The organism is Arthrobacter zhaoguopingii (genome assembly GCF_009828595.1).
In the GTDB taxonomy this organism is placed as follows: domain Bacteria; phylum Actinomycetota; class Actinomycetes; order Actinomycetales; family Micrococcaceae; genus Arthrobacter_D; species Arthrobacter_D zhaoguopingii.
In genome coordinates, this window is sequence record NZ_WPNY01000002.1 from 29,406 (window position 1) to 53,893 (window position 24,488).

Below are 24,488 nucleotides of genomic sequence, written 5' to 3' on the forward strand. Positions count from 1 at the left end.
GCCGGACAGGCCGGAGGCCCGGCAGCCTCACTTAATAAGGAGATGGAAACCAGTGACTACCCGTATTGGAATCAATGGCTTTGGCCGGATCGGCCGTAACTACTTCAGGGCGGTGCTCGATCAGGGCGCGGATCTGGAAATCGTGGCGGTCAATGACCTCACCAGCCCCGAGACCCTGGCCCACCTGCTCAAGTACGACTCCGTTGCAGGGCGCCTGGGCGTGAGCGTTGAGGCCGACGGCGGGGACCTCGTGGTCGACGGCAAGCGGATCAAGGTCCTTGCCGAGCGCGACCCCGCAAGCCTGCCCTGGGCCGACCTGGGCGTTGACATCGTGATCGAATCCACGGGGTTCTTCACCAAGGCCTCCGATGCGCAGAAGCACATCGACGCGGGGGCGAAGAAGGTCCTGATCTCGGCTCCGGCCTCCGACGAGGACTTCACCGTGGTCCTGGGCGTCAATGACGGGGACTACGACCCGGCGAACCACCACATCATCTCCAATGCCTCCTGCACCACCAACTGCCTGGGCCCGCTGGCGAAGGTCCTCCAGGACTCATTCGGCATCGAACGCGGTCTGATGACCACCGTCCACGCCTACACGGCTGACCAGAACCTCCAGGACGGGCCGCACAAGGACCTGCGCCGCGCCCGCGCGGCCGGCATCAACATGGTGCCGACCTCCACCGGAGCCGCCAAGGCCATCGGCCTGGTCCTGCCCGAGCTCAAGGGCAAGCTCGACGGGTATGCCATCCGCGTCCCCGTACCCACCGGCTCGGCCACCGACCTGACCGTCACGGTCGGCCGGGAGGTCACCGTCGACGAGGTCAACGCCGCCTACAAGGCCGCCGCCGAAGGCCCCCTGAAGGGCTACCTGACCTACACCGAGGACCCGATCGTGTCCTCGGACATCGTCGGAGACCCGGCGTCCTCGATCTTCGACTCCGGGCTGACCAAGGTCATCGGCAACCAGGTCAAGGTTGTGTCCTGGTACGACAACGAGTGGGGCTACTCGAACCGCCTCGTTGACCTCACCGAAATCGTCGCTTCCAAGCTCTCCTGACCCGGTGGGCTACGCATCGATTGACGACCTCCTGGCGGAAGGGGTCCGCGGCCGGCGGATCCTGGTCCGCTCGGACCTCAACGTTCCCCTTGACGGCTCCCAGCGGGTCACCGACGACGGGCGCCTCCGGGCGTCGCTTCCCGTGCTGCGCAAGCTCAGCGAGGCAGGCGCCGCCGTCATCGTGATGGCTCACCTCGGGCGTCCCAAGGGTGCGCCCGAGGCGAAGTATTCGCTCCGCCCCGCCGTCGACCGCCTGGCCGAGCTTGCGGACTTCCCCGTGACGCTCGCGGGGGATACCGCCGGCGAGCAGGCACGGGCAGCAGCCCAGGCCCTCTCCGACGGTGAGGTCCTGGTGCTCGAGAACGTGCGGTTCGACCCGCGCGAGACCAGCAAGGACGAGGGCGAACGCGCAGCACTCGCACACGAGCTCGCGGGGCTCGCCGGCAGCTCGGGGGCGTACGTCAACGACGCTTTCGGTGCCGTGCACCGCAAGCATGCAAGCGTGTACGACCTCGCCGCGATCCTTCCCTCCTACCAGGGCGACCTGGTAAAGGCGGAGGTCGAGGTGCTCCAGCGGCTGACCACGGACCCCGAGCGGCCTTTCGTGGTCGTCCTGGGCGGATCGAAGGTCTCCGACAAGCTGGCGGTCATCGAGAACCTGCTGGGCAAGGCCGACCGGCTCCTGATCGGCGGAGGAATGGTCTTCACATTCCTGGCCGCCCAGGGGCACAAGGTGGGTGGCTGCCTGCTTGAGGCCGACCAGCTGGATACGGTGCGCGGCTACCTCGACCGGGCGGCCGAGGCGGGCACCGAGTTCGTCTTCCCGACGGATATCGTGGTCGCCGAGAAGTTCGCGGCCGACGCCGGCTCCAGTGTGCTGGCGGCGGATGCGATCGAGTCCGGCCCCTACGGCGCCGGCGGGATCGGCCTCGACATCGGACCGGCCAGCGGCTCCGATTTCGCGGCGCACATCGCGCAGGCGAAGACCGTGTTCTGGAACGGGCCCATGGGCGTGTTCGAGTTCGAGGCGTTCGCCGAGGGGACCCGCGTGGTTGCGCAGGCCCTCGTCGAGGCGCAGCACAACGGCGCCCTGACGGTGGTGGGTGGGGGAGACTCCGCCGCCGCGGTCCGGGGCCTCGGGTTCGAGGACTCCCAGTTCGGCCACATCTCCACCGGAGGTGGGGCAAGCCTCGAATACCTCGAAGGCAAGGAGCTTCCCGGCCTGACGGCGCTCGAGCGCGCCTGAGGCCACCGGCACGGGAACATTTCCGCCGCAGGACCCGCCCGCACGGGTGGGTCCTGCGGCTCCTGACGACTGAAAGAGAGTTCGCTATGACCACCTCGACGAACGGCGTATTCGACCGGCGCCCCCTGATCGCCGGTAACTGGAAGATGAACCTTGACCATGTCCAGGCCATCACGTTCCTGCAGAAGCTCGCGTGGACCCTCGACGACGCCAACCACGACTTCGGCAGGGTTGATGTGTCGGTGTTCCCTCCGTTCACCGACCTGCGCGGTGTGCAGACCCTCGTGAAGGGCGACGACCTGCCCGTGGTGTACGGCGGGCAGGACCTCTCCCCGCACGACTCCGGCGCCTACACCGGGGACATCTCCGGGCAGTTCCTGAAGCGCCTCGGCTGCACGTACGTGCTGGTGGGCCATTCCGAGCGCCGCACTGTCCACGCCGAATCCGACGAGCTGCTCAACACCAAGGTGCACGCCGCGTACCGGCACGACCTCGTGCCCGTGCTCTGCGTCGGGGAGGGCCTTGAGATCCGCCAGGCCGGCACCCACGTGGAGCACACCCTCGAACAGCTCCGCCGGGGCGTGGCCGGCCTCGACGCCGGTCAGGCCGCCGGGCTTGTCGTGGCCTACGAGCCCGTCTGGGCGATCGGCACCGGCGAGGTGGCCGGACCGCAGGACGCCCAGGAGATGTGCGCGGCGATCCGCGCCGAACTGGGCGAACTCTTCGACGGCGACACGGCCGCGAAGGTCCGCCTGCTCTATGGCGGATCGGTCAAGGCCGCCAACGCCGGAGCCATCCTCAAGGAACGCGACGTCGACGGCGTGCTCGTCGGCGGTGCGAGCCTCGACGTGTCCGAGTTTGCTAGTATTGTCAGGTTCGAACAGCACCTGGTCACAGGCTAGTCGCGCCTCCCCGCCACCGGCGGGTCTCAGCCTTGAAAGGGCCCCGTGGAAATTCTCCGAATCATCCTGCTCGTACTGCTGGGCGTCACCAGCCTGCTCCTGACGCTGCTGATCCTGCTGCACAAGGGCCGCGGCGGCGGCATGTCCGACATGTTCGGCGGCGGCATGACCTCAAGCATGGGCTCCTCAGGAGTTGCCGAGCGCAACCTGAACCGTTTCACCGTGGCGCTGGGCCTGGCCTGGGGCACCGTGATCATCGCTCTTGGACTGATCCAGCGGTTCCTCGGCGACTCCTGACCCTCAGGACCGCCCCGACCCCGCAGCGTGCGGAATGAACCGCACGTCACCGGAACGAACAGTCAAGCCCTAACGAGAAAGCCCCGCCGCTTCCGGATGGAAGCGGCGGGGCTTTGTCGTCAGCGGGCGAGCGTGTCCGCCCGAGGGCCTGCTACTGCTCGGCGTCCTCGCGGTTGATCAGGCGGCCCGGGAGCTGCACGGCAGCCTCCTGGTCGATCAGCCACAGGGTCTTGTTCCGGCCGCGGGCACCGGCGGCGGGAACCTGGACAGAACCGGCACCGGCAAGGGCCAGGCCCACCGCTCCGGCCTTGTCCTCACCGGCCACCGCCAGCCAGACCTCCTCCGCCGAGCGAATGCTCTCCAGCGTGAGGGAGATCCTCTCCGGCGGCGGCTTGGGTGCGTCGGCGACGCCCACGACGGTCGAGCCCTTCGTCCGGATCCCCGCCAGCTCCGGGAAGAGCGAGGCGATGTGGGCGTCCGGGCCGACGCCGAGCATCAGCACGTCGAACCGCGGGAGCCGCGGATCGGCGGCGTCGTCCAACGCTTCCGCGTCGGCCGCTTCCTGCAGCCGTGCCGCGTAATCGGCGGCGGCGGCGTCCTGGTCGGGGAACTGGTCGCTGGAGCCGAACTCGTGGACCTTCGCCGGATCCACGGCAAGGTGGTTCAGCAGTGCCTCACGGGCCTGCACCGCATTGCGGTCGGGATGACCGGCCGGCAGGAACCGCTCGTCGCCCCACCAGAAGTGCACCTGCGACCAGTCCACCGTCCGGCAGGTGGGGGAGTCCCACACGGCCTTCAGGGCAGCCGTGCCGATGGAGCCTCCGGTCAGCACCACCGTGGCCGTCCCGCGCTCGTTCTGCACATCGACGAGTCGGGTGATCAGGCGAGACGCCACTGAGGCGGCAAGCAGGGTCGGGCCGGGGTGGATACTGATCTTTGGCTCAGCGTTCACTGGTCTGTACGCTCCTTAGGTTCGTTTTCGCAAGGCCTTCGGTGATAACTTCCCCGAATACGTCGTCCGGGTCAAGTCGACGAAGCTCCTCGGCGAGGCACTCTTCAAGGCTGCGGCGCGGCAGCGAAATCCGCTGGACCGGCTGGCCGGGCTGGTGCAGCTCGGCCACATCCCTGCCCGGACGGTGAAGCTCGATGTCCCCGTTGTCCCGGGCGAGCCGAACCCGGTGCAGCCCGGTACCGGCGGGACCGGCGGCAATCGTCACCGGCGCATCCAGTGCCTGGGTCAGCCACGCGGCCAGGAGGACCGTGCTGGGGGAATCCTCGGCGCCTTCGACCGTCACCTCGGTGATCGTCGACGGTTCGGCCTGGTCGAGGACGGCCGCGAGCTGAATGCGCCAGTTCGTCAGGCGCGTCCAGGCCAGGTCCGTGTCGCCTGCTGAATAGGTCTTCTGCAGGGTGAACAGCGCCGCGGCCGGGTCCGCCTCGTTGGAGGAATCGGTGATCCGGCGGTGGGCGATGGCCCCGATGGAGGTCTGGGCCGCCGCCGCCGGCATGTGGTGCGGCCACCAGGCCACGATTGGGGCGTCCGGCAGCAGCAGGGCCGACACGAGGGACTCATTCTCGTTTGCCAGGTCCCCGGAGCCGCGGAGCACGATCACCTCGGAGGCGCCGGCGTCACCGCCCACCCGGATCTGGCCGTCGAGGCGCGTGGGGTCATCGGGCGATCCCTGGGCCAGCACGATGATGCGGCAGGGGTGCTCCCGGCTCGCTTCGTTCGCTGCCCGGATCGCCTCCTCCTCGGCCCCGGCGCGGGTGATCACCACGAGGGTGAGCACCCGGCCGAGGGCGACGACGCCGCCCCGGTCGCGCAGGCTCGTGATCTCCTTGGAGACCTTCGAGGTGGTGGTATTCGGAAGATCTACGATCATGGCCTTCTCCAGCTTCTGCCATCGGCGGCCAGCAGCTCATCGGCGGAGGATGGACCCCAACTGCCCGGCCTGTACTTTTCGGGCTGCTCGTCCAGCGACGCCCAGAACTTCTCGAAGGGATCCAGGATCTGCCAGGACAGTTCGACCTCCTGCTGGCGCGGGAACAGCGGCGGTTCGCCCAGCAGCACATCGAGGATCAGCCGCTCGTAGGCCTCGGGGCTGGACTCCGTGAAGGAGTGGCCGTACCCGAAGTCCATGGTGACGTCGCGGACCTCCATTTGCGTGCCCGGAACCTTCGAACCGAACCGGATCGTCGCCCCCTCGTCGGGCTGGACGCGGATGACGACGGCGTTCTGGCCGAAGTCGTCCTCGTTGTGGTCGAGGAAAAGCAGGTTCGGGGCGCGCTTAAACACGACCGCGATTTCCGTGACGCGGCGGCCAAGGCGCTTGCCGGCGCGCAGGTAGAACGGCACACCGCTCCACCGGCGGGTGTTGATGTCCAGGCGGATCGCGGCGAAGCTCTCCGTCGTGGAATCGGCCGGGATGCCGTCCTCGTCGAGGAAGCCCTTGACTTCCTCGCCGCCCTGCCAGCCGCTGTCGTACTGGCCGCGGGCGGAGTAGCAGGTCAGGTCCTCGGGGAGCCGCACGGCGGCGAGGACCTTCTCCTTCTCCGCGCGCAGGTCCTCGGCGTTGAAGGAGATGGGCTCCTCCATGGCCGTGAGGGCGAGCAGCTGCAGCAGGTGGTTCTGAATGACGTCCCGAGCGGCGCCGACGCCGTCGTAGTACCCGGCGCGTCCGCCGATGCCGATGTCCTCGGCCATGGTGATCTGCACGTGGTCGACATAGTTGGCGTTCCACAGCGGCTCGAACAGCTGGTTGGCGAAGCGCAGGGCCAGGATGTTCTGGACCGTCTCCTTGCCAAGGTAGTGGTCGATGCGGAACACCGCGTCCGGCGGGAAGACCTGCTCGACGATGTTGTTCAGTTCCCGGGCCGACTCGAGGTTGTGTCCGAACGGCTTTTCGATGACAACGCGCCGCCACTGGCCGTCTCGGGGCTCGGCGAGCCCGTGCTCGGACAGCTTCTGGCACACAATCTCGAAGGCCTTCGGCGGAATCGAGAGGTAGAACGCGTGGTTTCCGCGCGTTCCCCGGGTCTCGTCGAGCTCGCTCAGCGACTCCTGGAGGCGGACGTACGCGTCGTCGTCGTCGAAGTTGCCTTGGACGAAACGGATTCCGGCCTCGAGCTGCTCCCACACCGTGTCGTTAAACGGGGTGCGCGCATACTGCTTGACGGAGTTTCGGACCTCCTCGGCGAACTGCTCGTGCGTCCAGTCGCGCCGGCCGAACCCGATGAGGGCGAAGCTGGGCGGGAGCAGGCCGCGGTTGGCGAGGTCGTACACGGCGGGCATGAGCTTCTTGCGGGCGAGGTCACCGGTGACTCCGAAGAGCACCAGCGACGACGGCCCCGCGATCCGGCTCAGGCGCCGGTCGCGGGGATCCCGCAGGGGGTTTGCCTGTTTGGGGGGAAGGGTCTCGTGCATGGCTAGCCGTTCTGCTGGGATTCCCGGCCGGCTCCGGCCAGGAAGTCAATGACGCCGCTGAGCTGGCTCAGCCCCGCCGCGCGGTCTGTCAGGTGCAGGCGGACCACGGGCCGGCCGTGGGTCTCGAGCACCTGGGCGTCCCCGGCGGCCTGGGCCGAGATCAGTTCCCCGAAGGTGAAGGGCAGTCCCGGGATCTCCAGGTCGGAGCCGGCGGCGCCGGTGATCTGGAGGTACACCCCGGAGGCCGGGCCACCCTTGTGGAACTGGCCGGTCGAGTGGAGGAACCGCGGGCCCCAGCCGAAGGTGACGGGCCGGCCGGTCAGGGCGGCCAGCGGGCTGCGCAGTTCCTCGAGCGGTGCCTGGGCGTGCCGGTCCAGGTAGGCCTGAACCGACAGGTAGCCGGTGGGTTCGAGGGTGCCCAGGAGAGCCTGGAGGGCGTCCCCGACGGTGGTGGCGTTCCCGAGCAGTTCCGCGTCGCCGCGGATCTCGATGGCGCCGTCGACGAAGTTCGCCGGAGCCGGAGCGGGCTGGGAGTCAAGCAGGCCGCGGGCGGCCTTCTTCGCCGCCTCCACGTCGGGCTGGTCGAAGGGGTTGATTCCCAGCAGCCGGCCCGCGACCGCGGTGGCGAACTCCCAGACGAACATCTGGCTTCCCAGCGATCCACTCACCACCGCGCGGGTCTGTCCGTCGGCGGACACCTCGGCGTCGGAACCGGCCAGGACGACCGGGACGACGTCGTCGGCCACCGTGGCGACCTCGGGGGAGTCCAGGGAGGCCACGACGGGCAGCAGGCCCGTGCCGAGCTTCCCGGTTGACTCCGCGATGAGCTGCTCGGCCCAGTCGGCGAAGCCCGGCAGGCCGGAGCCGCCGTCGGCGAAGACGATCTTGTCGCGCAGCGGCTTGGTGCCGCCGAGCACGGCGCCCAGCCGCAGGCCGGCGTTGTCGGGGCCGTCCTCACTGAGGAACTCGGAGATCTCCTCGGCATCGGCCACGAGGGCTTCGATGTCGGCGCCGGCAAGGCCCGAGGGGACCAGTCCGAACGCGGTCAGGGCCGAGTAGCGTCCGCCGACGTGCGGGTTGGCGTTGAAGACCTGGCGGTAGCCGGCCTCCCTCGCTGAACCGTCGAGCGGCGAACCGGGATCGGTGACGATGATGATGCGGGACTTCGCGTCGATGCCGGCGTCGGTGAACGCTTTCTCGAAAGCCCGGCGCTGCGAGTCGGTTTCAACGGTGGAGCCCGACTTCGAGGACACCACGATCGCCGTCTCGGCGAGGCGCTCCGCGAGGGCGGCGCTGACCTGGTCGGGGTCGGTCGAGTCGAGGACCACGAGGTCGACCCCCGCGGTCCGGGTGATGACCTCGGGGGCCAGGGAGGACCCGCCCATGCCGCACAGCACGAACCGGGAGACGCCCTCGGCCGCGAGCTCCCCGCGGAGCTGTGCGATCTGCGGGATCAGCGCGCGTGACTCGTCAAACAGGTCGATCCAGCCGAGGCGGATGGAGGCCTCAGGCTCGGCGTCGGGGCCCCAGAGGGTGGCGTCCTTGGCCATGAGCCGGGAGGCGACCTTGTCCTCGACCAGGGTGGGAAGTGATGCGTCGACCGCGTCCGCGGCCGCGCCGGAGGCGGCGAGCTCGAATGAACCCATCGCTATCAGCGTCCTTCGGTGTCGAGTGCGGTCTGGACGGTCTCGAGGAGTTCGGACCAGCTGGTCACGAACTTGTCGAGGCCTTCGGTCTCGAGCTGCTCGACGACCTCCTTGTAGGAGATCCCCAGGCCATCGAGGTCGTTGAGGATGGTGTTGGACTCCTCGTAGGTGCCGGTGACCGTGTCGCCTTCGATGACGCCGTGGTCGGCAGTCGCCTCCAGGGTCTTCTCCGGCATCGTGTTGACGACGCCCTGCGCGACAAGGCCGGTCACGTACAGGGTGTCGGGCAGTGACGGGTCCTTGACCCCGGTGGAGGCCCACAGCGGACGCTGGGGGTTCGCGCCGGCACCGGCGAGGACCTGCCAGCGCTCGGTGGCGAACTGCTCCTCGTACACCTGGTAGGCCAGACGGGCGTTGGCGAGCCCGGCCTTGCCCTTGAGGGCCTTGGCTTCGGGGGTGCCCAGGGCGTCGAGGCGTCCGTCGATCTCGGCGTCGACGCGGGAGACAAAGAAGGAGGCGACGGAGTGGATCTTGCTCAGGTCGTGCCCGTTCTCCTTCGCCTTCTCAAGGCCGACCAGGTAAGCGTTGATGACCTCGCGGTAGCGCTCGAGCGAGAAGATCAGGGTGACGTTGACGCTGATTCCCGCCGCGATGGTCTCCGAGATCGCCTCAAGGCCCTCGACGGTGGCAGGGATCTTGATCAGGACGTTGGTGCGCTGGACCTTGGCGTGGAGTCGCTTGGCCTCCTCGATGGTTCCCTTGGTATCGCGGGCCAGGCGGGGGTCGACCTCGATCGAGACGCGGCCGTCGAAGCCGCCGGTGCGCTTCGCAGCTTCGGCGAAAATGTCGCAGGCCTGGGCGACATCGTGGGTGGTGATGTCGAAGACCGCCTGGTCGAGCGTGGCGCCGGCCTGGGCCAGGGCGCCGACCTGGGAGGCGTAGGACTCGCCCTGCTTCAGTGCGGCGGCGAAGATGCTGGGGTTGGTGGTGACACCGACGACGTTGAGCTCTTCGATGAGCCGCTTGAAGGCACCGGAGTTGATGCGTTCGCGGGACAGGTCATCGAGCCAGATCGAGACGCCGGCCGAGGAAAGGTCGGCCGTTGGGTTGGAAGTCATTTGATTCTCCTTTGAGTCCGCGTTCACGGACACTTGTGTCGGACGGAAGCGGACGGGCTACTGGTGGTCGCCGGTCTCGGTGGCGCGGGCGCCCGACGGCATCGCCGGGGTGCCGTTGGCTGCCAGCGGGGTGCCGGCGGCGGCGCTGATTGAGTCGCGGGCGGCGGCCACGACGGCCTCCGCGGTGATGCCGAACTCGCGGTAGAGGGTCTTGTAGTCGGCCGAGGCACCGTAGTGCTCGAGGGACACGGCACGGCCGGCGTCCCCGAGCAGGCCCTGCCAGCTCTGGGCCACGCCCGCTTCGACGGACACCCTGGCGCGGAGGCTGCGCGGCAGCACCGACTCACGGTACGCCTCGTCCTGGCTGTTGAACCACTCGAGCGAGGGCACCGAGACGACGCGGGTGGCGATGCCTTCGGCTTCGAGGGTTTCGCGGGCCGAGACGGCCAGCTGCACCTCGGAACCCGTGGCCATCAGGATGACCTCGGGGGCGCCGTTGCGTGCCTCGGCGAGGATGTACGCGCCCTTGGCCACGCCTTCGGCCGAACCGAAGGTGTCACCGGTGGCTGCGCCGTCGCCGCGCTCGTACGTGGGGATGTTCTGCCGGGTCAGCACGATGCCAGCGGGGTTCTGGGTGTTCTCCAGGATGGTCCGCCAGGCCACGGCGACCTCGTTGGCGTCACCGGGGCGCACGACGTCGAGGCCGGGGATGGCGCGCAGCGAGGAGAGCTGCTCAACGGGCTGGTGGGTCGGTCCGTCTTCGCCGAGGCCGATGGAGTCGTGCGTCCAGACGTAGATCGCCGGCACGCCCATCAGGGCGCCGAGGCGCACTGCCGGCCGCTGGTAGTCGCTGAAGATCAGGAAGGTGCCGGAGAACGCGCGGGTGCTGCTGTGCATGACGATGCCGTTGACGATGGCTGCGGCGGCGTGCTCGCGGATGCCGAAGTGCAGCACCCGTCCGTACGGGTTGCCCGACCATGCCTCGGTCTGCCGGCTCGTCGGCACGAATGACGGGGAGCCTTCAATGGTGGTGTTGTTCGACTCGGCGAGGTCGGCGGAGCCGCCCCACAGTTCCGGAAGGACCGGGCCGATGGCGGTGAGGACCTTGCCGGAGGCGGCGCGGGTGGACATGTCCTTGCCGGCGGGGAAATCGGGCAGTGCCTCCTCCCAGCCTTCGGGGAGGGTGCGGGAGGCGATGCGCTCGAGCATCTTCGCCTCGTCCGGGTGGGCTCCACGCCAGGCGTCGAACGTGGTGTCCCAGTCGGCGTGGGCGCTGGTGCCGCGTTCAACGACCTTCCGGGCGTGCGCCAGGACCTCGGGGTCGACGTCGAAGTGCTTCTCCGGGTCGAAGCCCAGGGCCTGCTTCAGCGCGGCCACCTCATCCTTGCCGAGGGCCGAGCCGTGGATCTTGCCGGTGTTCTGCTTGTTGGGGGCAGGCCAGCCGATGATCGTCCGGAGGGACACGATCGAGGGCTTCGAGGTTTCATTCTTCGCCGCGACCAGGGCGGCATACAGCTCGTCGACGTCCTCGACGTACTCCCCGGTCTTCGTCCAGTCGACCCGCTGGACGTGCCAGCCGTACGCCTCATAGCGCTTCAGCACGTCCTCGGTGAAGGCGATGTCGGTGTCATCCTCGATGGAGATGTGGTTCTCGTCATAGATCACCACGAGGTTGCCGAGCTCCTGGTGGCCGGCCAGCGAGGAGGCCTCGGAGGTGACGCCCTCCTGGAGGTCGCCGTCGGAGGCGATGACCCAGATGGTGTGGTCGAAGGGGCTCTCACCCTGGGGGGCTTCGGGGTCGAACATGCCGCGCTGGCGGCGCTGGCCGAAGGCGAAACCGACGGAGGTTGCCAGGCCCTGGCCCAGCGGGCCGGTCGTGATCTCCACGCCCTTGGTGTGGCGGTATTCGGGGTGCCCCGGGGTCTGCGATCCCCAGGTGCGCAGCGCCTTGAGGTCATCGAGTTCCAGGCCGTAACCGGCCAGGTACAACTGGATGTAGAGAGTCAGCGACGTGTGGCCGGGGGAGAGGACGAACCTGTCGCGGCCGGTCCATTCCGGGTCGGACGGATCATGGCGCATCAGTTTCTGGAAGAGCAGGTAGGCGGCGGGAGCAAGGCTCATCGCGGTACCCGGGTGGCCGTTGCCCACCTTTTCCACTGCGTCCGCGGCGAGGACGCGGATGGTGTCCACCGCCTTATCGTCCAGTTCGCTCCAGTTAAGTTCCTGCTCTTGCATCTGTGCCACGTTGACCGGGCCTTTCTCTGTCCAGGTCGGCCAGCGCCACGGCGCCGTGGGGAGCTGGGGGCAGGGGTACGCGGAGGCACCCGCAGCCTGCTGGCCGTTCACCGTTGAATCCTGCATTTATCCGTATATTCCCAGTGATGCAGGCACCCCCGCAGGAGGGCCCCTTGGGCTTCAAAACCAACCATATCCCTTCCTCGCATCAAAGGAAGTTCACTGGGTAACAAGTCAGAGATGTTGCCGTCCATTCCCCAAAAAGTCACGAAACGTTGGTGAGCAATATCACGGGTGGTTGCTTCCGGCATCCACCCCGCGCGGCGGGGTAGATAGGGCCCGATTTCTACGCGGCGTAAAAGGGTATGATGATTCTGTCTTTTGCCCCAAAAGAAATGAAAGTGTTGCCTTGTGAAGACCCAGCAGGTTTCTGCGCCGGCACGGCCGCCCCGGGCCCGACGGGGCGTCGGGCGCAAAGCCAGGGCCTATCTCGCCCTGACCAAGCCGCGGGTGATCGAGCTCCTGCTGGTGACGACCCTTCCCACGATGATCTTCGCCCACGGCGGGTTCCCGCACCCGGGGCTGATCCTCGCCACCATGGTGGGTGGGGCGTTCGCAGCCGGCAGCGCCGGCGCCTTCAACTGCTACATCGACCGCGACATGGACAAGGTGATGCACCGGACGGCGAACCGCCCACTGGTGACGGGGGAGGTCACCCCCCGGGAGGCGCTGGTCTTCGCCTGGGCGCTCGGCGCCGCGGCCATCGGCATCCTGTGGTGGGGCGCGAACCCGCTGGCGGCCTGGCTGGGCGTCGCCGCGATCTTCCTCTACGTCGTTGTCTACACCCTCATCCTCAAGCGCCGGACCGCGCAGAACATCATCTGGGGCGGTGCCGCCGGCTGCATGCCGGTGCTGATCGCATGGGCTGCGGTGACGAACTCGGTTGAGTGGCCCGCCGTCGTGCTGTTCCTCATCATCTTCCTCTGGACGCCCCCGCACTACTGGCCGCTGTCGATGAAGTACAGCGACGACTACAACGCCGCGAACGTCCCGATGCTCGGGGCAATTGCCGGGGCGCGCGTCGTGTCCGTCCAGGTCGTCCTGTATGCGTGGGCGACCGTCGCGTGCTCGCTGCTGCTGGTGCCGGCCGGAGCCGGCTGGGTCTACACGGTGGCCGCCGCGGCTGCCGGCGCCTGGTTCATCCGGGAGACCCACCGCCTTCACGCCAAGGCCCGCCGGGGAACCCTTGAGAACCGGGCGGCCATGAAGGTCTTCCATGGGTCGATCAGCTACCTCACGGTGCTCTTCCTCGCCCTGGCGATCGACCCGTTCGTCGGCGGCCCCGTCTTCTAGCGCGGGAGACCTGCGCCGTTAGCATGGGGGCATGACTTTCACCGGGCTCGTCGCCTACCCCATCACGCCCTTCACCGCCGACGGCGGGGTGAACACCCCCGAACTCGCGGCCCTGGTCTCCTCCCTGGCGGTCTCGGGAGCCGACACCATCGCCGTCCTCGGTTCCTCCGGGAGCTTCGCCTTCCTCAGTTCGGCCGAACGCGACGCGGTGGCCCGCACCGCCGTCGAAGCGGCCGCAGGTACAGTGCCGGTGGTGGTCGGCATCAGTTCCGTGGGAACCCGCGAGGTGCTGGCGGCCGCCCGCTCCGCCGAACGTGCCGGAGCGTCGGGTCTGGTCCTTTCGCCGGTCTCCTATGTGCCGCTGACCGAGGATGAGGTGTCCTTCCAGGTACGCTCCGTCGCGGAGTCGACCGACCTGCCGATCTGCCTCTACAACAACCCCAGCACCACCCAGTTCAGCTACGGGCTAGAACTGGTGGCGGAACTCCTTGCGCTTCCCTCGGTGGTGGCGTTCAAGGACACCGCCGCGGACGTTAACTCCTTCCAGCAGCGGTATGACCGCCTCCGCTCGCTGACGGACGCCAGCTTCAGCCACGGCCTGAGCGGCGACCTGCTGATCGCCTCGGGGGAGCTGGCGGCGGACGCCTGGCACACGGGTCCGGCCGCGCTGCTTCCGGCCTATTACGCCCGGTTCCGCGCTGCGGTCACCGCGGGGGACGCTGCCGGTGTGGCGGAGTGCCGCAGGGTGCTCCTACCGGTGGTGCAGCACGTGGTGAACCTGCGCAAAATCAGCGGGCTGCACCTGCTCGCGCGCGTCTGCGGCATCGACGCGGGGGATCCCCGCCTGCCGCTGCTCCCGGTCCCGGGCAGCGAACAGCGCGAACTGGCTCGGCTCGTTGACGTGGTTGAGGAAGCGCTGGCCCTCAGCGGACCGGTGTCCTGACCTGCCCTGGAGTCCCGGCAGCGGCGCCGGCCGGCTGCCGGGTATACCCCGTGTAGACGGCGTGGACCGCCGCTGCGGTCAGCAGGGAGGCACCGAGCAGGTGCAGGGCCACCAGCCCCACCGGCAGGTGAAGGAAATGCTGGGCGTACCCCACGGCGCCCTGGGCCAGGACCACGACGGCAAAGAGCACCAGCGACCGGCGAAGGGCCGGCGCCACCCGGTACCGGAAGGCCAGCGCCACGGCCAGCGCCACGGTCATCACCAGGAGGTAGACCGGTGCGGCGTGGATGCGGGTCATCAGCTCCGGGTCGAGGTTGTTCCGGGCGGCTCCGTGATCTCCGGCGTGGGGGCCCGAACCGGTCACGATTACCCCGAGCACGACGACGAGCCCGGTCAGTACGGCAATCACCGCCAGGAGCTGGCGCAGGATCCGCGGGGCCGCCTGCGGCAGGCGCTCCCGGCTCTGGGCGGTGGTCAGCCGGGTCCGGTTCACCAGCACCGTCGCGACGGTCACCAGGGCCATGGAGACCAGGAAGTGCCAGCCGACCACCCACGGGTTCAGGTCGGTCCACACGGTGACGCCGCCGATCACGGCCTGCGCGGGGATGCCCGCCAGGAGCGCCACCGAGAGGCGGAAGAGATCCCGGCGTTGACGGCGCAGGTTGAGCACGGACACCAGCATGGCGACCGCGATCACCACCAGCACAAAGGTGAGCAGGCGGTTGCCGAACTCGATGACCCCGTGCAGGCCGAGCTCCGGGGTGCTCACGATCGAGTCGGCGGTGCACCGCGGCCACTCGGGGCAGCCAAGGCCCGACGCGGTGAGCCGCACCGCTCCGCCGGTGACGACGATGACGATCTGGGACACCAGGGATGCGATGGCCAACCGCCGGACGAGGGGGGTCTCGGTGGCGGGGAGCCGGGAGCGCAGGCGGGTCAGGGCAGAAGACGGCATGTTCTCAACTCCATCGGAACCAGCGGACGGCGGCGGCACTGGCCACCGCGGCCCAGCCCAGCAGGATCAGGCAGGACAGGGGATGAAAGGATCCCTCGAGGAAGGCGGCGCGCAGCCCGTCGCCCAGCGCGGAAGACGGCAGGATCCGCACGAACGGCTCGACGGCGGCCGGAAGTCCGGCGGCGGGAAGGATGATCCCTCCGGCGGCGGCCAGCAGGATCCACAGCAGGTTCGTCACCGCGAGCGTCGCCTCCGGCCGCAGCGTCCCGGCCACGAGGAGGCCGAGTGCGGTGAAGGCGGCCGCGCCGAGGGCGAAGGTCAGGACCGCCCAGGGCAGCCCCGCTAGCTCCGGGCGCCAGCCCATCAGAACCGCGGCGCCGCCGATGAGCACCACCTGCAGTGCCAGCACCACGGCCACGGCCGCGGCCTTGCCGAAGACCAGGCCGGAGCGGCCCAGCGGGGTGGTCGAGAGGAACCGGAGCACCCCGTACCTGCGGTCGAAGCCGGTCGCAATCCCCTGGCCGGTGAACGCCGTCGACATGACGCACAGCGCGAGCACCCCCGGGGCCGCGGTGTCGATTCTGCTGGGACCGTAGCCGTCGAGGAGGGGCGTGGCCACGAGGCCGGCGAGGGCCAGCAGGGGCAGGGCGACGGCGAGCACGAGCTGTTCGCCGTTGCGGAGCATCGCGGCGGCCTCGTAGCCACCGTGGCGCAGCACCCTCCGGGCGAGGGGGGCGGCAGAGGTCATCGGATGCTCCGTCCGGCGATGTCGAGGAAAACGTCTTCGAGGGATCGAGGGGCCATGGTCACGGATACCGGCAGGATCCCCTCGGAGTCCCACCACTGGGCCAGGGCCGCGAAGTCGGCCGCGGTGAGGGCGCCGCTGACCAGGTAGTGCCCCGGCTCCGGTTCCGCGCGGTGAAGGTGCGGCAGAATTCCGGGCGGAATCTGAAGGCCGGGCACGGTATGGAATCGCAGTTCCCTGAAGTTCTCCGGAGCTGCTCCGGCCGTCAGGTCGGCCACGGTGCCCTGGGCGACGGTGCGCCCGCCCTCCATGATGTAGACGTAGTCGGCAAGCTTCTGGGCGTCGTCGAGCAGGTGGGTGGTGAGGATGATCGCGAGTCCCGCCGCGCGCAGTTCCTGAATCAGTTCGAACACGATGGTGCGTGACTGGGGGTCGAGCCCGGCGCTGGGCTCATCCAGGAAGAGCACCTCGGGCCGCCCGATCAGGGCGCACGCGAGGGCGAGCCGCTGCTTCTGGCCGCCGGAGAGGCGGCGGATGGCCGTGCCGCCGAAGTCGTCGATCCCCAGCCGTTCGGCGAGCTCATCGATCGGCCGCGGATCAGCGTACATGGAGGCGACATGGCGCAGCAGGGCCATCGGCTTCACCGAAGGAGGCAGCCCGCCGTCCTGCAGCATGACTCCGACACGGGCGCGCAGCCGGGGACTCGCGCGGTGCGGGTTCTCGCCGAGGAGCAGGACCGTGCCGGCGGTGGGGCGCTGGAGGCCCTGCGCGCATTCGAGCGTCGTGGTCTTGCCGGCCCCGTTGGCGCCAAGGATCGCGGTGACGCTGCCCATCGCCGCCTCGAGGTGGACCCCGTCGAGCACCCGGACCATCCGGCCGTCGAGCGAGGGGACCGGCCCGAAATCCTTGGTGAGGCCCTCGATCACCAGGGCGGCGGCTGTATGGTGCACCCGGCTATTCTACGGTACGTAGTAACCGCCCTTGTAGAGGTCGACTGCGGGGGAAGCCTGCCCTTACTGGCACCGGAAGGCACATTACGTCATGATTGTGTTGTGTATTTTTTGACGCGGGCGGGAGGGATGACGACATGAGTGTGGTTGACCATACCGCCGGGCGGGCGGGGCTTTCCCCCGCTGCGGGCGACACCGACGAGCGCACCCGCGACCGGGTCCTTTCGGCCGTGCTCGAGCGCGGGCCGGTCAGCGCCGCGGAACTGGGCAGCGGGCTCGGCTTCACCCCGGCCGCCGTCCGGCGCCACCTCGACGCCCTGTCCCGTGACGGGCTCATCGAAGTCAAGCGCGGCGGAAGCACCGCGACGGGCGCCGGACGGCCCGCGCGGCGCTACGTGCTCAGCCAGCGCGGGCAGAGCCGGCTCGGCAACGACTACCTCGACATCGCCCGTGCCGCCCTTCAGCAGCTGGGGGCGGCCGCCGGCCCCGACGCGGTGGCGGAGTTCGCCCGGTCCCGCTTCGCTGGCATGGAGGAGCGCTACCGCCCGCTGATCGAGGCCGCCGGGCCCAACCTCGAGGCCCGCGCCCGCGCACTCGCCGAGGCACTGAGCACCGACGGATTTGTCGGCTCGGCCCGGGTCGTTGGCTCGGCCGGCGCCGCTCGGCCGGCCGCCGGGGGAGCCGCCCCGCGCGGCACCCTGCTCAGTGTCCAACTCTGCCAGGGCCACTGCCCCGTGCAGCAGCTCGCCGCTGATTTTCCCGCGTTCTGCGACCAGGAGACGGCGGCGTTCTCCCGGCTGCTCGGCGTCGACGTGCGCAGGCTCTCCACCCTGGCCAGCGGCGGCCATGTCTGCACCACCCACATTCCCCTCGGGCGCTCATCAGCCGCGCCCCCGGCGGGTGCCTCCCGCGCCGAGCCCGGCGCCGCACCCCGCTCCTCGAATTTGCCAAACCATCAGCAAGGAAGGCCGTGATGACGGATCAAGTAGACCAGAAGCCACTGACCCCGACCCCCGTCCCGGAGTCGGTCATCAGCGACATCCTGGAAAAGAACCCGGAACTCGAGGGCATCGGCACCTACCAGTACGGCTGGGCCGACAAGAACGAGGCGAGCGCCAACGCCCGCCGCGGCCTGAGCGAAGAGGTCGTCCGCGACATCTCGGCGAAGAAGAACGAGCCCGAGTGGATGCTCGACCTGCGCCTGAAGGGCCTGAAGTACTTCGACCGGAAGCCCATGCCCTCCTGGGGCGCGGACCTTTCCGGGATCGACTTCGACAACATCAAGTACTTCGTGCGCTCCACCGAGAAGCAGGCCAACACGTGGGAGGACCTCCCCGAGGACATCCGCAACACGTACGAGAAGCTCGGCATCCCCGAGGCCGAGCGTGCCCGCCTGGTCTCCGGCGTCGCGGCCCAGTACGAGTCCGAGGTGGTGTACCACCAGCTCCGTGAGGACCTCGAGCGCCAGGGCGTGATCTTCCTCGACACCGACACCGCGCTGCGCGAGCACCCGGATATCTTCAAGGAGTACTTCGGCTCGATCATCCCGGTGGGCGACAACAAGTTCGCCTCGCTGAACACGGCGGTCTGGTCGGGCGGTTCCTTCGTGTACGTGCCCAAGGGCGTCCACGTCGAGATCCCGCTGCAGGCCTACTTCCGGATCAACACCGAGAACATGGGCCAGTTCGAGCGGACCCTGATCATCGCCGACGAGGGCTCCTACGTCCACTACATCGAGGGCTGCACCGCCCCGATCTACACCTCCGACTCGCTTCACTCGGCCGTCGTCGAGATCGTCGTGAAGAAGAACGCCCGCGTCCGGTACACGACCATCCAGAACTGGTCGAACAACGTGTACAACCTCGTCACCAAGCGGGCCGTGGCCCACGAGGGCGCCACCATGGAGTGGATCGACGGCAACATCGGCTCCAAGGTCACCATGAAGTACCCGGCGGTCTACCTCGTCGGCGAGCACGCCAAGGGCGAAACCCTGTCCATCGCGTTCGCCGGTGAGGGTCAGCACCAGGACACCGGGTCGAAGATGGTCCACATCGCACCCAACACCAAGTCCTCGATCATCTCGAAGTCGGTGGCCCGCGGCGGCGGCCGCGCCGCGTACCGGGGCCTGGTCCAAGTGCGTGAAGGCGCGAAGAACTCCGCCAACACGGTCCGCTGCGACGCGCTGCTGGTCGACACCATCTCCCGGTCGGACACCTACCCGTACGTCGATATCCGCGAGGACGACGTGACGATGGGCCACGAGGCCACAGTGTCCAAGGTCAGCGAGGAGCAGCTGTTCTACCTGATGTCGCGGGGCATGCCCGAGGACGAGGCCATGGCCATGATCGTGCGCGGGTTTATCGAGCCGATCGCCCGCGAGCTCCCCATGGAGTACGCGCTCGAACTGAACCGCCTGATCGAACTCCAGATGGAAGGGGCCGTAGGCTAGCAATGGCTGAAGCGACCAAGATGAACAACGAAGCGCCCCAGACCGGACCGGCCGGCGCCGCAGTGCCCGCCGAGAAGGCACGGATCGGTGCGCCGTCCTCGGCGCCCGCAGCGATCGCGGGCTTCAGCGAGGAGGGTGAGAGCCTCTCGGAGCTGAACACCGGCACCGCCCAGCACGGCTTGAAGAAGCACAGCCACGGCAACGCCCCGGTGGTCCCTGAGGCCTCCCGCGGGGAGCGGCTGAAGTCCTATCGGCTTGAGGACTTCGCCCCGCTCACCGGCCGCGAGGAGGACTGGCGGTTCACCCCGCTCAACCGCCTGCGCGGGCTCCATACCGACCCCCTCACCGGGACCGGTCCCTCAGTGCGGGTCTCCGGCGCCTCCAACATCGAGGTGGAGACTGTCGGGAGGTCCGACGCCCGGATCGGCTCCGCCGCCACCCCCGAGGACCGCATCTCGGCGGCGGCCTGGGCCGCGGCCGAGGGCGCCACCGTCGTCACCATCCCCGCCAACACCGTGGCCGACGCCGAGGTGACCGTCACGGTCCTGGGCGCCGACAAGGCACCGGCGGCCCAGCACCTGATTCTCGAGGCCGGGGCGTTCTCCACCGCAGTGGTGGTCCTTGACCACTCCGGCTCGGCGACGCTCGCGCAGAACGTCGAGATCGTCGTCGGCGACGGCGCCCAGCTCACCGTTGTCAGCGTGCAGGAGTGGGACGACGACGCCGTCCACGTCTCCTCGCAGCAGGCGAAGATCGGACGCGACGCCCGCTTCAAGCACGTCGTCGTCAGCCTCGGCGGCGACCTTGTCCGCCTCACCCCGTCCTCGGTGTTCACCGCGCCGGGCGCCGAGGTCGAGATGTACGGGCTGTACTTCGCCGACGCCGGCCAGCACCTTGAGCAGCGCCTCCTGGTGGACCATGCGGTGCCCAACTGCAAGTCCCGCGTGACCTACAAGGGCGCGCTCCAGGGACAGGGCGCCCACACCGTCTGGGTCGGCGACGTGCTGATCCGCAAGGAAGCCGAAGGGACCGACACCTACGAGGTGAACCGGAACCTGCTGCTGACCGACGGGACGCGTTCGGACTCGGTGCCCAACCTCGAGATTGAGACCGGCCTGATCGAGGGTGCCGGCCACGCCAGCGCCACCGGCCGCTTCGACGACGAGCACCTGTTCTACCTGATGGCCCGCGGCATCCCCGAGCAGGATGCCCGCCGCCTCGTGGTGCGCGGCTTCCTCACCGAGGTCATCCAGCAGATTCGGGTCCCTGCCCTCGAGGAGCGCCTCGCGCTGGCCCTCGAGAACGAGCTCGCGGCAGGCAACCTGTGAGCGCGGAGGCCACCCCGAGGGGTGAACTGATCTGCAGCGTCGACGACATCGAGATCAAGCAGGCCCTGCGCGTGCTCATCGATGACTACCCAGTCGCGATCGTGCGGGACTCCCAGGGTGACATCCACGCTCTGGGGGACACCTGCTCCCACGCCGACATCTCCCTTGCTGAGGGCGACGTCGAGGGCTGCGCCATCGAATGCTGGGGCCACGGGTCCCAGTTCGACCTGCGCAGCGGCGCTCCCCTCCAGCTGCCGGCCTATGAGCCGGTTCCGGTGTTCGCCCTGGAGATCCGCGACAACAATGTGTACGTGGACATCACCACGGTCACCAACGGAGCACCCACCCCCCAGCTCGGCTGACCGGCCCGGCACCAGCACACTTAGACGACGCCCTGGCCGCCAGGGCAAAGGAGAACGGAAAACAGATGTCCACCCTTGAAATCAAGGACCTCTACGTCAGCATCGTGACGGAGCAGGGCTCCAAGCAGATCCTCAAAGGCGTCAGCCTCACCATCAACACGGGTGAGACCCACGCGATCATGGGCCCCAACGGCTCGGGCAAGTCCACCCTGGCCTCGACCATCGCCGGCCATCCCCGGTACACCGTCGACAGCGGCTCCATCACCCTCGACGGCGAAGACGTCCTGGCCATGAGCGTCGACGAGCGCGCCCGCGCCGGGCTCTTCCTGGCCATGCAGTACCCGGTCGAGGTGCCCGGAGTGACCATGACCAACTTCCTGCGCACCGCCAAGACGGCCCTCGATGGAAAGGCACCGAGCCTGCGCCACTGGACCAAGGACGTCAAGCAGGCGATGTCCCAGCTGCGCATCGACGCCGACTTCGCCCAGCGCAACGTCAACGAGGGCTTCTCCGGCGGCGAGAAGAAGCGCGTGGAGATCCTCCAGCTCGAGCTGTTCCGCCCCCGCTTCGCCATCCTCGACGAGACCGACTCCGGCCTCGACGTCGACGCACTCAAGGTCGTCTCCGAGGGCGTGAACCGCGAGCACGAAAAGGGGGAGATGGGCACGCTCCTGATCACCCATTACACGCGCATCCTCCGCTACATCAAGCCCGACTTCGTGCACGTGTTCGTTGACGGACGCATCGCCGAAGAGGGCGGCCCCGAGCTCGCCGACCGGCTCGAAGAAGAGGGCTACGACCGCTTCGCAGCAACCACCCCCGCCGTCGAGGCGTAGGCCCGACGTCCCCGTCCGGGAAAGGAAAAACGATGAGTGAAGTAGAAGCAGCGCAGACAGCGCTCGAAGACGTCGAAGAGGCGCTGAAGGATGTCATCGATCCCGAGCTCGGGGTGAACGTCGTTGACCTGGGCCTGCTGTACGGGCTGAAGTACGCCGAGGACGGCGCCCTCCTGATCGACCTGACGCTCACCACCGCCGCGTGCCCCCTGACCGATGTGCTCGAGGAGCAGGTCGGCCAGGCGCTCGACGGCGTGGTCGACGACTGGCGGCTGAACTGGGTGTGGATGCCGCCGTGGGGCCCGGAGAAGATCACCGAGGACGGCCGCGACCAGATGCGCGCCCTCGGGTTCAACATCTAGGACGACCGCAGGTCCGCGCTCCGGCGCGCATGTAAGCGAGAAGGGGCGGCTCCCATGGAGCCGCCCCTTTGCCGTCCTCGGAACCTGAGGGACAGCCGCCACGCAAGAGGTCCTCGCGGCAGACAAGCCCTCCACCACCTCGGTGAATTCTCCAAAAGTTCCCTCCGAGGTGCGGCGCCCTAGGGCTCGTCATCACTATCCGTGTGCTCGCCGAGGCCCCGGGCGGCCAGGGCCTGGCCGGTGGCCTGGGCATAGGCGACGGCGTTGACCACCACCGGGACCACGACGGCCCGCGGGCTGCGCTGCAGGCCGCGGGCCTTCGCCGCGTCCCGCAGGTCCGACAGCGAACCCACCAGGTACGGGATGCTGCGCACCATGATGGACAGGGCGAGGGCAAAGCGTTCGGGGTCGGCTCCCAGCCGCCGCAGCGGACGCACGAGGCGCACCAGCCCGTCGAGCAGTTCCTGCCCTGGGGTGGTGACGGTCAGCAGACGGGCCGCCAGGATGCACACGGCGATGCCTCCGGGCACCACGAAGGCGGCCTCCGGGCCGCGGGTGAACCCGGAATAGAGAGCGAGCAGGGCCAGCACGGGCAGCGCAGGCACCAGGGCGCCGAGCACCTTCCGCAGCGGCAGTCGGGCACCAAGGGTCATCAGGAGAAGGAACAGAACGAGCCCGGCGGCGGTGGTGAGCGGCTGGCGGATCAGCACCACCGGGGTGCTGGCCCCCACGCAGAGAAGGGCCTTGAGCGCCAGCGGAGCGCGGTGCAGCAGCGACTGCCCGGGAACGTAGAGGCCGAGGAGCTGGCCATGGCCCCTCACCGGAGGCACAGCTCCTGGTAGAAGGCAACGGCGTCGACCGGGTCGCCGTCGAACACCACGCGGCCGTCGTCGAGCACGAGGGTGCGGTCGCTGTCCTGGGCGAAGGAGAGGTTGTGGGTGGTGAAGAGCACCTGCTGGGGGAGTCCGCGGAGCACGGTGCGGATGGTCTGCTCGTTGCGGAGGTCGAGCAGGGTGGTTGGCTCGTCGGCGACGAGGACTTCGGGATCGACTGCCGCCACCACCGCGATCGCCAGGAGCTGGCGCTCACCGCCGGAAAGGTCGTAGATCGAGCGGTCCGCAAGGTGGCCGATGCCGTAGGACTCAAGCACTTCCATGCCGGCCGCCCGGCGCTCATCCGCGCGCCGGATCCGGCCGCGCAGGGACAGCTCGACGTCCTCGCGGCCCGTGGGCATGACCAGCTGGGACAGGGGATCGGTGAATACGAAGCCGACTTTGCGGCGGACCTCCCTGCCGCGCCGGGCAGTGTCGAGGCCGTCGACGCTGACGCTGCCCGAGGTGGGCAGCGTCAGCCCGTTGATCAGTTTGAGCAGCGTCGATTTCCCCGAGCCGTTGGCGCCGACCACCGAGATGCGGTGCTCGCCCAGCTCGAGGGTGACCGGGTGCAGGATGGTGCGGCTGCCGCCGTCCTCTCCGGGGGCAGTGACTGACGCATCGGTGAAACGGATCATGCCGTGCGTGCGGCTCCTTCGGCGCCATCATGGCCCGACGCAGCGGCGCCTGCGCGCGGCAGCAGCCGGGGGAACGCCCGGTGCACCGCAGCCGCGATGCCGGCCGCGAGCAGGTTTTTTAGAACGTCTCCGGGCAGGAAGACGGCGTCCGCGGCGATCGCATCTCCTACGCTCAGCCCGCCGTTGACCACCAGCCCGGTGATTCCGAGCGGGTGGATGAGCAGGAGGCTCGCCGTGAAGCAGGCAATGAACAGCACGCCCACGCGGAACCTGCGGGTCCGGCGCAGGAGCACGGTGGCGAGGAAGCCGGCGAGCATCGCGGCCAGCGGGAAGGCGATCAGGTAGCCGGCGGACGGTCCCGCGAGGACGGCAAGGCCGCCGCGGAAGCCGCTGAAGATCGGAAGGCCGGCCAGTCCCGCCAGGACATACAGCCCGACGGCGGCCCCACCCCGGCCGGGACCGAGGACCACCCCGGCGAGCATCACCCCGAGCGTCTGCAGCGTGATCGGCACCCCGAGCGCGCCGACCGGGATACCGGGTACGATTGCGAGGGCGGCAATAAGCGCGGCGAACACTGCGATCAATGACAGATCGGTGGAACTCCACCGCTTCCGGGCGCGTCGACGGGATACGACAGCTGCCCCGGAGGAACTCGGGTGGGCCTGGCTCATGGTTTCTTCCTCGCGGTATTGGATCGAGGCAGCATCCAGAGTGGATGCGGCATTGTGGCAATGTGACAACCGCATTGCGTCTCATCCCGAGAATAG

At 68.8% G+C, this 24,488-nt stretch carries 24 protein-coding genes; 12 read left to right on the plus strand and 12 right to left on the minus strand.

The window, feature by feature from the left end; translation table 11 throughout:
* Nucleotides 1-52: 52 nt before the first annotated feature.
* The 4 genes from gap (at nucleotide 53) to secG (ending at nucleotide 3,505) form a co-directional block, all read left to right on the plus strand.
* Nucleotides 53-1,060: a type I glyceraldehyde-3-phosphate dehydrogenase gene (gene gap, locus GVV86_RS02505; RefSeq protein WP_159801255.1), complete on the plus strand. Its 1,008-nt coding sequence runs from the start codon at nucleotides 53-55 to the stop codon at nucleotides 1,058-1,060.
* Nucleotides 1,061-1,064: 4 nt separating this feature from the next.
* Nucleotides 1,065-2,306 carry a phosphoglycerate kinase gene (locus GVV86_RS02510; RefSeq protein ID WP_159616356.1) on the plus strand — a complete coding sequence of 414 codons (1,242 nt, stop codon included), beginning with the start codon at nucleotides 1,065-1,067 and terminating at the stop codon, nucleotides 2,304-2,306.
* 86 nt (nucleotides 2,307-2,392) lie between these two features.
* On the plus strand, nucleotides 2,393-3,208 hold the full coding sequence (tpiA, locus tag GVV86_RS02515) for a triose-phosphate isomerase (RefSeq protein ID WP_159801257.1): 816 nt from the start codon (nucleotides 2,393-2,395) through the stop codon (nucleotides 3,206-3,208).
* Between the two features lie 45 nt (nucleotides 3,209-3,253).
* Nucleotides 3,254-3,505, plus strand: a complete 252-nt coding sequence (gene secG / locus GVV86_RS02520) for a preprotein translocase subunit SecG (RefSeq protein ID WP_159616358.1) — start codon at nucleotides 3,254-3,256, stop codon at nucleotides 3,503-3,505.
* 151 nt (nucleotides 3,506-3,656) lie between these two features.
* Here secG and pgl read toward each other — a convergent pair whose 3' ends face one another.
* From pgl to tkt, 6 genes are read right to left on the minus strand one after another with little or no spacing between them, the layout of a single operon-like run.
* On the minus strand, nucleotides 3,657-4,457 hold the full coding sequence (gene pgl / locus GVV86_RS02525; RefSeq protein ID WP_159616359.1) for a 6-phosphogluconolactonase: 801 nt from the start codon (nucleotides 4,455-4,457) through the stop codon (nucleotides 3,657-3,659).
* Complete coding sequence (locus tag GVV86_RS02530) at nucleotides 4,447-5,388, minus strand: glucose-6-phosphate dehydrogenase assembly protein OpcA (protein ID WP_159616361.1); 942 nt, start codon at nucleotides 5,386-5,388, stop codon at nucleotides 4,447-4,449. The genes pgl and GVV86_RS02530 overlap by 11 nt, the downstream gene beginning before the upstream one ends.
* Nucleotides 5,385-6,929, minus strand: coding sequence for a glucose-6-phosphate dehydrogenase (gene zwf / locus GVV86_RS02535; RefSeq protein ID WP_159616363.1), 1,545 nt, complete (start codon nucleotides 6,927-6,929; stop codon nucleotides 5,385-5,387). The genes GVV86_RS02530 and zwf overlap by 4 nt, the downstream gene beginning before the upstream one ends.
* A 2-nt stretch (nucleotides 6,930-6,931) precedes the next feature.
* Complete coding sequence (locus tag GVV86_RS02540) at nucleotides 6,932-8,575, minus strand: glucose-6-phosphate isomerase (protein ID WP_159801258.1); 1,644 nt, start codon at nucleotides 8,573-8,575, stop codon at nucleotides 6,932-6,934.
* A gap of 5 nt (nucleotides 8,576-8,580) precedes the next feature.
* Nucleotides 8,581-9,693, minus strand: coding sequence for a transaldolase (gene tal / locus GVV86_RS02545; RefSeq protein WP_159616366.1), 1,113 nt, complete (start codon nucleotides 9,691-9,693; stop codon nucleotides 8,581-8,583).
* A gap of 57 nt (nucleotides 9,694-9,750) precedes the next feature.
* The gene (tkt, locus tag GVV86_RS02550; protein ID WP_159801621.1) at nucleotides 9,751-11,928 is read right to left on the minus strand and encodes a transketolase; all 2,178 of its coding nucleotides are present in this window, start codon (nucleotides 11,926-11,928) and stop codon (nucleotides 9,751-9,753) included.
* A 411-nt stretch (nucleotides 11,929-12,339) separates the two neighbouring features.
* Between tkt and GVV86_RS02555 the strand changes: the two genes are divergently transcribed.
* Together GVV86_RS02555 and GVV86_RS02560 are read left to right on the plus strand one after the other, a co-directional pair.
* The gene (locus GVV86_RS02555; RefSeq protein WP_159616367.1) at nucleotides 12,340-13,281 is read left to right on the plus strand and encodes a heme o synthase; all 942 of its coding nucleotides are present in this window, start codon (nucleotides 12,340-12,342) and stop codon (nucleotides 13,279-13,281) included.
* Nucleotides 13,282-13,312: 31 nt separating this feature from the next.
* Nucleotides 13,313-14,224 carry a dihydrodipicolinate synthase family protein gene (locus GVV86_RS02560; protein ID WP_159801260.1) on the plus strand — a complete coding sequence of 304 codons (912 nt, stop codon included), beginning with the start codon at nucleotides 13,313-13,315 and terminating at the stop codon, nucleotides 14,222-14,224.
* Here the strand turns inward: GVV86_RS02560 and GVV86_RS02565 are convergent.
* From GVV86_RS02565 to GVV86_RS02575, 3 genes are read right to left on the minus strand one after another with little or no spacing between them, the layout of a single operon-like run.
* Nucleotides 14,205-15,179, minus strand: a complete 975-nt coding sequence (locus GVV86_RS02565; protein WP_159616369.1) for a COX15/CtaA family protein — start codon at nucleotides 15,177-15,179, stop codon at nucleotides 14,205-14,207. The genes GVV86_RS02560 and GVV86_RS02565 overlap by 20 nt on opposite strands.
* Nucleotides 15,180-15,183: 4 nt before the next feature.
* Nucleotides 15,184-15,927 (minus strand): ABC transporter permease, encoded by a 744-nt coding sequence (locus tag GVV86_RS02570; protein WP_159801262.1) that lies wholly within the window; start codon nucleotides 15,925-15,927, stop codon nucleotides 15,184-15,186.
* Nucleotides 15,924-16,796 (minus strand): ABC transporter ATP-binding protein, encoded by an 873-nt coding sequence (locus tag GVV86_RS02575; RefSeq protein ID WP_159801623.1) that lies wholly within the window; start codon nucleotides 16,794-16,796, stop codon nucleotides 15,924-15,926. Before GVV86_RS02575 ends, GVV86_RS02570 begins: the two co-directional genes overlap by 4 nt.
* A gap of 215 nt (nucleotides 16,797-17,011) precedes the next feature.
* On the opposite strand from GVV86_RS02575, the gene GVV86_RS02580 reads away from it, so the two are divergent.
* The 6 genes from GVV86_RS02580 to GVV86_RS02605 all read left to right on the plus strand — a co-directional run bounded on the left by GVV86_RS02580 (nucleotide 17,012) and on the right by GVV86_RS02605 (nucleotide 22,211).
* On the plus strand, nucleotides 17,012-17,848 hold the full coding sequence (locus GVV86_RS02580) for a helix-turn-helix transcriptional regulator (protein WP_159801264.1): 837 nt from the start codon (nucleotides 17,012-17,014) through the stop codon (nucleotides 17,846-17,848).
* Complete coding sequence (gene sufB / locus GVV86_RS02585) at nucleotides 17,848-19,323, plus strand: Fe-S cluster assembly protein SufB (RefSeq protein ID WP_159801266.1); 1,476 nt, start codon at nucleotides 17,848-17,850, stop codon at nucleotides 19,321-19,323. Before GVV86_RS02580 ends, sufB begins: the two co-directional genes overlap by 1 nt.
* Before the next feature lie 2 nt (nucleotides 19,324-19,325).
* Entirely contained in the window at nucleotides 19,326-20,651 is a 1,326-nt protein-coding gene (gene sufD, locus GVV86_RS02590; RefSeq protein WP_425513913.1) for a Fe-S cluster assembly protein SufD, read from the plus strand.
* Complete coding sequence (locus tag GVV86_RS02595) at nucleotides 20,648-21,013, plus strand: non-heme iron oxygenase ferredoxin subunit (RefSeq protein ID WP_159616372.1); 366 nt, start codon at nucleotides 20,648-20,650, stop codon at nucleotides 21,011-21,013. Before sufD ends, GVV86_RS02595 begins: the two co-directional genes overlap by 4 nt.
* A 65-nt stretch (nucleotides 21,014-21,078) precedes the next feature.
* Nucleotides 21,079-21,849 carry a Fe-S cluster assembly ATPase SufC gene (gene sufC / locus GVV86_RS02600; protein ID WP_159616373.1) on the plus strand — a complete coding sequence of 257 codons (771 nt, stop codon included), beginning with the start codon at nucleotides 21,079-21,081 and terminating at the stop codon, nucleotides 21,847-21,849.
* A gap of 32 nt (nucleotides 21,850-21,881) precedes the next feature.
* On the plus strand, nucleotides 21,882-22,211 hold the full coding sequence (locus GVV86_RS02605) for a metal-sulfur cluster assembly factor (RefSeq protein ID WP_120168199.1): 330 nt from the start codon (nucleotides 21,882-21,884) through the stop codon (nucleotides 22,209-22,211).
* Between the two features lie 179 nt (nucleotides 22,212-22,390).
* On the opposite strand, the gene GVV86_RS02610 is transcribed toward GVV86_RS02605, so the two are convergent.
* Genes GVV86_RS02610 through GVV86_RS02620 form a run of 3 tightly spaced genes read right to left on the minus strand, consistent with a single transcriptional unit; the run spans nucleotide 22,391 to nucleotide 24,392 of the window.
* Complete coding sequence (locus GVV86_RS02610) at nucleotides 22,391-23,032, minus strand: CbiQ family ECF transporter T component (protein ID WP_159616375.1); 642 nt, start codon at nucleotides 23,030-23,032, stop codon at nucleotides 22,391-22,393.
* Nucleotides 23,029-23,721 (minus strand): energy-coupling factor ABC transporter ATP-binding protein, encoded by a 693-nt coding sequence (locus GVV86_RS02615; protein ID WP_159616377.1) that lies wholly within the window; start codon nucleotides 23,719-23,721, stop codon nucleotides 23,029-23,031. Before GVV86_RS02615 ends, GVV86_RS02610 begins: the two co-directional genes overlap by 4 nt.
* Nucleotides 23,718-24,392: a biotin transporter BioY gene (locus GVV86_RS02620; protein WP_159616379.1), complete on the minus strand. Its 675-nt coding sequence runs from the start codon at nucleotides 24,390-24,392 to the stop codon at nucleotides 23,718-23,720. The genes GVV86_RS02615 and GVV86_RS02620 overlap by 4 nt, the downstream gene beginning before the upstream one ends.
* Nucleotides 24,393-24,488 lie beyond the last annotated feature (96 nt).